The 6,784-nt window shown below is 71.7% G+C and carries 9 protein-coding genes; 4 read left to right on the forward strand and 5 right to left on the reverse strand.

Annotation, left to right across the window (positions count from 1 at the left end):
• Nucleotides 1-43 precede the first annotated feature (43 nt).
• Nucleotides 44-754, reverse strand: coding sequence for an ArsR/SmtB family transcription factor (locus CCL05_RS32695; RefSeq protein WP_086564293.1), 711 nt, complete (start codon nucleotides 752-754; stop codon nucleotides 44-46).
• A gap of 58 nt (nucleotides 755-812) precedes the next feature.
• The gene (locus tag CCL05_RS32700) at nucleotides 813-1,454 is read right to left on the reverse strand and encodes a TetR/AcrR family transcriptional regulator (RefSeq protein WP_086564294.1); all 642 of its coding nucleotides are present in this window, start codon (nucleotides 1,452-1,454) and stop codon (nucleotides 813-815) included.
• Nucleotides 1,455-1,530: 76 nt separating this feature from the next.
• On the opposite strand from CCL05_RS32700, the gene CCL05_RS32705 reads away from it, so the two are divergent.
• The 3 genes from CCL05_RS32705 to CCL05_RS32715 all read left to right on the forward strand — a co-directional run bounded on the left by CCL05_RS32705 (nucleotide 1,531) and on the right by CCL05_RS32715 (nucleotide 3,710).
• On the forward strand, nucleotides 1,531-2,682 hold the full coding sequence (locus CCL05_RS32705; RefSeq protein ID WP_086564295.1) for an acyl-CoA dehydrogenase family protein: 1,152 nt from the start codon (nucleotides 1,531-1,533) through the stop codon (nucleotides 2,680-2,682).
• A 60-nt stretch (nucleotides 2,683-2,742) separates the two neighbouring features.
• Complete coding sequence (locus tag CCL05_RS32710) at nucleotides 2,743-3,003, forward strand: YiaA/YiaB family inner membrane protein (protein WP_086564296.1); 261 nt, start codon at nucleotides 2,743-2,745, stop codon at nucleotides 3,001-3,003.
• Between the two features lie 83 nt (nucleotides 3,004-3,086).
• Complete coding sequence (locus CCL05_RS32715; protein WP_086564297.1) at nucleotides 3,087-3,710, forward strand: TetR/AcrR family transcriptional regulator; 624 nt, start codon at nucleotides 3,087-3,089, stop codon at nucleotides 3,708-3,710.
• 10 nt (nucleotides 3,711-3,720) lie between these two features.
• Here the strand turns inward: CCL05_RS32715 and CCL05_RS32720 are convergent, their stop codons facing one another.
• Nucleotides 3,721-4,182 (reverse strand): MaoC family dehydratase, encoded by a 462-nt coding sequence (locus tag CCL05_RS32720; RefSeq protein ID WP_086564298.1) that lies wholly within the window; start codon nucleotides 4,180-4,182, stop codon nucleotides 3,721-3,723.
• A gap of 107 nt (nucleotides 4,183-4,289) precedes the next feature.
• On the opposite strand from CCL05_RS32720, the gene soxR reads away from it, so the two are divergent.
• On the forward strand, nucleotides 4,290-4,754 hold the full coding sequence (soxR, locus tag CCL05_RS32725; RefSeq protein WP_086564299.1) for a redox-sensitive transcriptional activator SoxR: 465 nt from the start codon (nucleotides 4,290-4,292) through the stop codon (nucleotides 4,752-4,754).
• 355 nt (nucleotides 4,755-5,109) lie between these two features.
• On the opposite strand, the gene CCL05_RS32730 is transcribed toward soxR, so the two are convergent.
• Complete coding sequence (locus CCL05_RS32730; RefSeq protein WP_167409659.1) at nucleotides 5,110-5,850, reverse strand: 3-keto-5-aminohexanoate cleavage protein; 741 nt, start codon at nucleotides 5,848-5,850, stop codon at nucleotides 5,110-5,112.
• A gap of 75 nt (nucleotides 5,851-5,925) precedes the next feature.
• Nucleotides 5,926-6,528, reverse strand: coding sequence for a hypothetical protein (locus CCL05_RS32735; RefSeq protein ID WP_086564300.1), 603 nt, complete (start codon nucleotides 6,526-6,528; stop codon nucleotides 5,926-5,928).
• Between the last annotated feature and the right edge of the window lie 256 nt (nucleotides 6,529-6,784).

Consider the following 6,784-nt stretch of genomic DNA (forward strand, 5'->3'; position numbering starts at 1 on the left):
GGGTGCGTCGGGCGGGGCGGCCGCGGGTCGTCCGGTGGGGGCGTCAGCGCAGTTCCGTGGCCTGCACGCCCAGCAGGTCGAACAGGGCCCGCTCACCGGCCGCCGTGACCTTCACGGCCCGCTCGGAGCCGATGCGCACGCACCACCCGGTGTCCAGGGCGTGCCGGCACAGGGCCGCGCCCGCGATGCCCGCGAGGTGGGGCCGGCGTTCGGTCCAGTCGAGACAGGCACGGGCCAGGGGGCGCCGGCCACGCCGGTCGAGGCCGATTCCGGCCGACTCGAACCACGCCAGCCCGGCGTCGGTGAGCGCGAACCCGGTCTCCTGCTGCAGCAGCCCGCGCGCCGTCAGCGCGTCCGTGACCGCGATGCCGAGCCGCCCGGCGAGATGGTCGTAGCAGGTGCGGCCCCGGGCCATCGCCGAACCTGCGCTGGACTCCCGCAGGTTCCGCGGCCGTACGGTCCTGCCCGGCGCGACCTGCGCAGCCAGGTCCTCCACCAGCTGCGCGACCCGCGCGTCGGCCAGCCGGACGTACCGGTGCCGGCCCTGCCGCTCCTCGGCGAGCAGCCCGCCCGCGACGAGCCTGCCGAGGTGCTCGCTCAGCGTCGACGCGGCGACACCCGCGTGCCGCGCCAGTTCGCTCGCGGTCCAGGCCCGCCCGTCGAGCAGCGCCAGCAGACATGCCGCCCGGGTCTCGTCCGCGAACAGCGCGGCGAGCCGGGCCAGAGCCGTGGCCTGCGGGTCTCTCGTCGTCATGCCCCCAGCATGGAACACGGATACTTCGGCCGCCGCCGAACCGTGTGACCCGGCGTTGCTACGCGGTCCGCCGCACCTGCTCGTACTGCCGTGCCAGCCCGTCCAGCAGGGCCGTCAACCCGGTCTCGAACGCCCGCTCGTCGATCTTCTCCTGCTGCTCGGCGAGCCGATGGGCCTGCTGGAGATGGGGGTAGTCGGCGGGATCGTAGGCGCTCGCGTCGTCCACGAAGCCCCCGGCGAAGGAACCGAGCGCGGAGCCCATCACGAAGTAGCGCATCAGCGCGCCGATGGACGTGGCCTGCGCCGGCGGCCAGCCCGCCTCGACCATGGCGCCGTAGACGGCGTCCGCGAGCCGCAGTCCGGCCGGGCGGCGGCCGGGGCCTCGGGCCAGCACCGGGACGATGTTCGGGTGGTCGCGCAGCGCGGCCCGGTAGGAGACGGCCCAGTCGTGCAGCGCGGTCCGCCAGTCCCGGCCGTCCTCGAACATCGTCAGGTCCACCTGGCCGCTCACCGAGTCGGCGACCGCCTCAAGGATCTCGTCCTTGGTGCGGAAGTGGTTGTAGAGCGAGGGCCCGCTGACCCCGAGTTCGGCGGCGAGCCGGCGGGTGGAGACGGCCGCGAGGCCCTCCGCGTCCACGAGCGCACGGGCCGTCTCGACGATCCGGTCGGTGCTGAGCAGGGGCTTGCGCGGTCGGGCCATGGCGCACATAGTAGGGCTGCCGATGGAAACTAGCAGTGCTAATTTAAATGTACGGCTTTCAAGTGGAGTGACTGTGGTGAACCTGGAGCTCAGCGAGGAGCAGACCGCCGTACGGCAGCTCGCCCGGGACTTCGTCGAGCGCGAGATCGCCCCGAACGCCGTCGTCTGGGACCGCGCCGAGGAAGTCGACCGCGCGATCGTCAAGAAGCTCGGCGAGGTCGGCTTCCTGGGCCTGACGATCGACGAGGAGTACGGCGGCTCGGGCGGTGACCACCTCGCGTACTGCCTGGTCACGGAGGAACTCGGCCGGGGCGACTCGTCCGTGCGCGGGATCGTCTCCGTCTCGCTGGGGCTCGTCGCGAAGACCGTCGCCGCCTGGGGGAGCGAGGAGCAGAAGCGGCGCTGGCTGCCGGGGCTCACCTCCGGCGAGGCGGTCGGCTGCTTCGGCCTGACCGAGCCGGGCACGGGCTCGGACGCGGGCAACCTCGCGACGCGGGCGGTACGGGACGGCGGCGACTACGTCATCAACGGCACCAAGATGTTCATCACCAACGGCACCTGGGCCGACGTCGTCCTGCTCTTCGCCCGCTCCACGGACGCCCCCGGCCACAAGGGCGTGTCCGCCTTCCTGGTCCCCACCGACACGCCCGGCCTGACGCGCCGCACGATCCACGGGAAGCTGGGGCTGCGCGGCCAGGCCACGGCCGAGCTCGTGCTGGAGGACGTGCGGGTGCCCGCCTCGGCGCTGCTGGGGGAGGAGGGCAAGGGCTTCTCCGTCGCCATGTCCGCCCTCGCCAAGGGCCGGATGTCCGTCGCCGCGGGCTGTGTCGGCATAGCCCAGGCCGCACTGGACGCCGCCGTGCGGTACGCGGGCGAGCGCGAGCAGTTCGGGAAGACCATCGCCCGTCACCAGCTGGTCCAGGAACTGATCAGTGACATCGCCGTGGACGTCGACGCCGCCCGGCTGCTGACCTGGCGGGTCGCCGACCTGATCGACCGCGGCCGGCCGTTCGCCGTCGAGTCGTCCAAGGCGAAGCTGTTCGCCTCGGAGGCGGCCGTCCGCGCCGCGAACAACGCGCTCCAGGTCTTCGGCGGCTACGGCTACATCGACGAGTACCCGGCGGGCAAGCTGCTGCGGGACGCCCGCGTGATGACCCTCTACGAGGGCACGAGCCAGATCCAGAAGCTGGTCATCGGGCGTGCGCTGACGGGGGTTTCGGCATTCTGAGTACGTCCCTGAGTACGTCAGCGGATGTGGCGCGGGCCACGTCCGCCCGAAGCTTCCCCCATGAGTGAGACACCGGGTAGCAAGCAGAACACGGCCGCCTTCTACGGCCAGGCCGTCGCCTCCTTCGCCGTCGCCATGGCGGCCACCGCGATCGGCATCTACCAGCTGAGCGCCGACGCCTGGGTGCGGGGCTTCCTCGCCATCGCCGTCCTGTACCTGGTCACCTCCTCCTTCACCCTCGCCAAGGTGATCCGGGACCGGCAGGAGGGGGCGGCGGGTGCGGTGCCCTCGCCCTCGTACGGCCCTTTCGAGAAGCACTGAGCGGGCGGGCCGGGCGGTCGCACTAAGCGCTCGCTCACCTTCGGCGGTATGGTGGTGGCCCTGTCGGTGGAGAGGGGCGAGTGATGAGTACGGCGGAGGAGACGGCCGGCGGCGAGGCGCAGGCGTGGGGCGAGGTCACGCCCGACGCGGCGCGACGGCTGCTGGTCGCCGCGGTGGAGGCCTTCGCCGAGCGCGGGTACCACGCCACGACGACCCGGGACATCGCGGGTCGCGCCGGGATGAGCCCGGCCGCGCTCTACATCCACTACAAGACCAAGGAAGAGCTGCTGCACCGCATCAGCAGGATCGGGCACGAGAAGGCCCTGGAGATCCTGCGGACGGCGGCCCGGCGGGAGGGCACCGCCCGTGAGCGCCTGGCCGGCGCCGTCAGCTCCTTCGTCCGCTGGCACGCCGGCGGACGCACCACCGCCCGGGTCGTCCAGTACGAGCTGGACTCGCTCGGTCCGGACGCCCGCGCCGAGATCCTCGCGCTGCGGCGGCAGTGCGACGCCGAGGTGCGGGCGATCATCGAGGACGGCGTCGCGGCCGGTGAGTTCGACGTACTGGACGTGAAGGGCACGACCCTGGCCGTGCTCTCGCTCTGCATCGACGTGGCCCGTTGGTTCAACGTCGACGGGCCGTGGACGCCGGACGAGGTCGGCGCGCTGTACGCCGACCTCGTGCTGCGGATGGTGGGGGACAAGTAGCCCGCCGGGTTCAGAAGTAGTAGCGGGCGACGGACTCGGCGACGCACACGGGCTTGTCGCCGCCCTCGCGTTCCACCGTGAAGGCGACGGTGACCTGGACGCCGCCGGGCACGTCGTCGACGGCGCTGATGGTCGCGGTGGCGCGGAGCCGGGAGCCGGCGGGGACGGGGGAGGGGAAGCGGACCTTGTTTGTCCCGTAGTTGACGCCCATCTTCACGCCCTCGACGGAGATCAGCTGCGGTCCGAAGAGGGGCAGCAGCGACAGGGTGAGATAGCCGTGGGCGATGGTCGTCCCGAAGGGGCCCGCGGCGGCCTTCTCCGGGTCGACGTGGATCCACTGGTGGTCGCCGGTGGCCTCCGCGAAGAGGTCGATCCGCTTCTGGTCGATGTCGAGCCAGTCGGTGTGTCCCAGTTGCTCGCCCACCGACGACTTCAGGTCGTCGACGGACGTGAAGATCCTCGGCTGTGCCATGTCCCGGCCTCTCGCGTCAGGAAGTCTGCGTGCGCTTGAATCTCTAAGCGACTGCTTAGCATGGTCGGCTGCGGGGGCCGTGTCAACGGACTGGGTAGGGTCGCGGGGTGCCCCAGATTTCAGAGAAGATCCACGAGCTCACGGTCGGCCAGCTGGCGGCGCGCAGCGGGGCCGCCGTTTCCGCCCTGCACTTCTACGAGTCGAAAGGCCTGATCAGCAGTCGCCGGACCGCCGGCAACCAGCGCCGCTACGCGCGGGACACGTTGCGCAGGGTCGCCTTCATCCGGGCCGCGCAACGGGTCGGCATCCCGCTGGCGACGATCCGCGAGGCGCTGGCGGAGCTTCCCGAGGAGCGGACGCCGACCCGGGAGGACTGGGCGCATCTGTCGGAGGCCTGGCGCTCGGAACTGGACGAACGCATCAAGCAGCTGAACCGCCTCCGCGACCACCTCACCGACTGCATCGGCTGCGGCTGCCTCTCCCTCGACACGTGCGTCCTCTCCAACCCGGGCGACGTCTTCGGCGAACGCCGGGCGGGGTCGCGCCTGATGGTGGACAAGGGGCGCGGGTAGCGCGCCTGCCTCCGGCGGTTGGGCCGGGTGCCTGCGGCGGCCTGTGGCTGCTTCGGTGGGGGTGCGCGTAGCGCCTGCGGCTGGCTTGTGGGTCGGGGCCGCGCCGGGGGGTGTCCGTCCTCGGAACGGCGCGATGGACTTGCGTACCGACTAACCCCCCGTTGACGCGCCAACCGCTGCGGGCGGACACCCCCCGACACGCCCCCTGCTCGCCGTGCGCGGGTGCGGGCGCGTCTCCGCCTAGCTGCGGGCAGTCGTGCCTCCCCCAGTGCCTTAAGGGCCTGGGAGGTGCCCCCAGGCGGCACGGGTGGGCGCAGCGGCACCTCGTCGCGCCGAGTTGCGCAACGCCCCGGCCTCAGCGACCACGCCGAGCACCCCGCCGACCCGCCTCGTACTCCTCCAACCCCGCCGCGACCAACTCCGCATTGGACCCGGCTCGCCTCCCGTCGGGCAGGACCAGCACATCCTCCACCCCGACCCGCGTGGCCAACCCCAGCTCGCCCGCAAGCCGCAGCACCGGCCACGCACCCCCGTCCTCCCCGTGCAGCAGGACAGGACGCCCATGCGCGGGCCCGAGGTCGGACAGCAGTGCCCGGGCGGACCCCGCGGCCGTCGAAGGATCCGTGTCCGTCACCTCGGCCAAGACCCGCAGCACCCTCGACCCCAGCGGCGAGTCGGCAAACCGCTCCGCACCATCCGTCCCGGACCAGATGCCCGCCTCCACGCCCACCCCGAGATCCAGGAGCAGGGCGGCGACCTCCTCCGCGCCGGGCTCATGCCAGTTGACCGAGGCGTGGTCGGGCAGGACGGTCCAGCTCCGTATCCGCTCCAGCCTGGCGGCAGGGTCCGGCTCGGCCCATGCCCCCGTGGTCACCCCCACCGGCACCCGCACGCGCGAGCGAATCGTCGACAGCGTCTCCGCGAGCACCCGGGGTGACAGCGTGTCCCGCCCGCACGGCGTCTTGGGATGGACATGGATGTCCGTGGCCCCGGCCGCGACGGCCTGAGCGGCGGAGTCGGCCATGGAATCAGGCGTCAGCGGCACCGCCGTACCGTCGGCGGCGGTCCGCGGACCGTTCAGACACACCTGCACCATGTCGACGATGGTGTCAGCACCCACTGACAGTGGGGGTGCGGCATCCCCGGCGCACCCCCCGCGCACCCGCACTCGTCAAGCCGACACCAACAGCCTCGCCCGCCTGGCGTCCGCCAGGGACTCGGGCGTGAGCACCGGACGCGGTACGAGAATTCCGCAGTCCGTGCAGACCGGACCCGCCGAGGGCTCGTGGTCCAGGTCGTACTTCCAGGCGAGTTGCTCCCCGCCGCACACCGGGCACGTCGAGCCCGGTTCACGCTCCAGCGCGGCGATCAGCCGGCGCAGCACCTCGGCCAGCGGTTCACGGGGATGGACCGCCGGATCGTCGCACCAGGCCACGCCGAAACCGCCCCAGGTCAGCCGGTGCCAGTCGTCCACACTGCCCGGCCGGCGCAGTCCGTCGTGCTTTTCCTTCTTGCGGCGCTCGGCGAAATCGACCTCGTAGGCCAGCCAGACCGCCCGCGCCTCCTCCAGTTCGTCCAGTGCGGCCACGAGCCGCACCGGATCGGGGGACCGGTCCTCGGGACCGAACCCGGCCCGGGAACACAGATGGTCCCAGGTCGCCCTGTGCCCGTAAGGGGCGAACCTCTCAAGGCACTTGCGCAGCGAATAGCGCCGCAGTGCCAGATCGCACCGCGGATCGCGGACCTGTCTCGCCAGACTCCGGAAACCGGCCATCGTCCTGCACCTCCGTCACACCTGCACCTAATCCGGTCACTTCGGCGTCGTCGTAAGGACGTCGCCGAATAGACGTATCGACAAGCGAATCGGCTCCATCCGATTTCAAATGGCCTCCATAAGCGGTCCGACGAGGCCCCGAGTCGACTGCCGTGGTCCGTGTGCCTGTTGTGCTGACTCCAAAAAGTGACGCCTGTTCATCTTCAATCCCGGTGATACCGGCGGTAACATCCCGCCCACCCCCGTCGGGAGGAGC

Origin of the sequence: Streptomyces africanus (assembly GCF_002150735.1) — a bacterium.
In the GTDB taxonomy this organism is placed as follows: domain Bacteria; phylum Actinomycetota; class Actinomycetes; order Streptomycetales; family Streptomycetaceae; genus Streptomyces; species Streptomyces africanus.

Excerpts from the sequence above, each read along its gene's own strand:
- CCL05_RS32710 (WP_086564296.1), top strand. The coding sequence starts at position 2,743 with ATGAGTGAGACACCGGGTAGCAAGCAGAACACGGCCGCCTTCTACGGC.
- CCL05_RS32695 (WP_086564293.1), bottom strand. The coding sequence starts at position 754 with ATGACGACGAGAGACCCGCAGGCCACGGCTCTGGCCCGGCTCGCCGCG.
- CCL05_RS32715 (WP_086564297.1), top strand. The coding sequence starts at position 3,087 with ATGAGTACGGCGGAGGAGACGGCCGGCGGCGAGGCGCAGGCGTGGGGC.
- CCL05_RS32720 (WP_086564298.1), bottom strand. The coding sequence starts at position 4,182 with ATGGCACAGCCGAGGATCTTCACGTCCGTCGACGACCTGAAGTCGTCG.
- CCL05_RS32700 (WP_086564294.1), bottom strand. The coding sequence starts at position 1,454 with ATGGCCCGACCGCGCAAGCCCCTGCTCAGCACCGACCGGATCGTCGAG.
- CCL05_RS32735 (WP_086564300.1), bottom strand. The coding sequence starts at position 6,528 with ATGGCCGGTTTCCGGAGTCTGGCGAGACAGGTCCGCGATCCGCGGTGC.
- CCL05_RS32730 (WP_167409659.1), bottom strand. The coding sequence starts at position 5,850 with ATGGTGCAGGTGTGTCTGAACGGTCCGCGGACCGCCGCCGACGGTACG.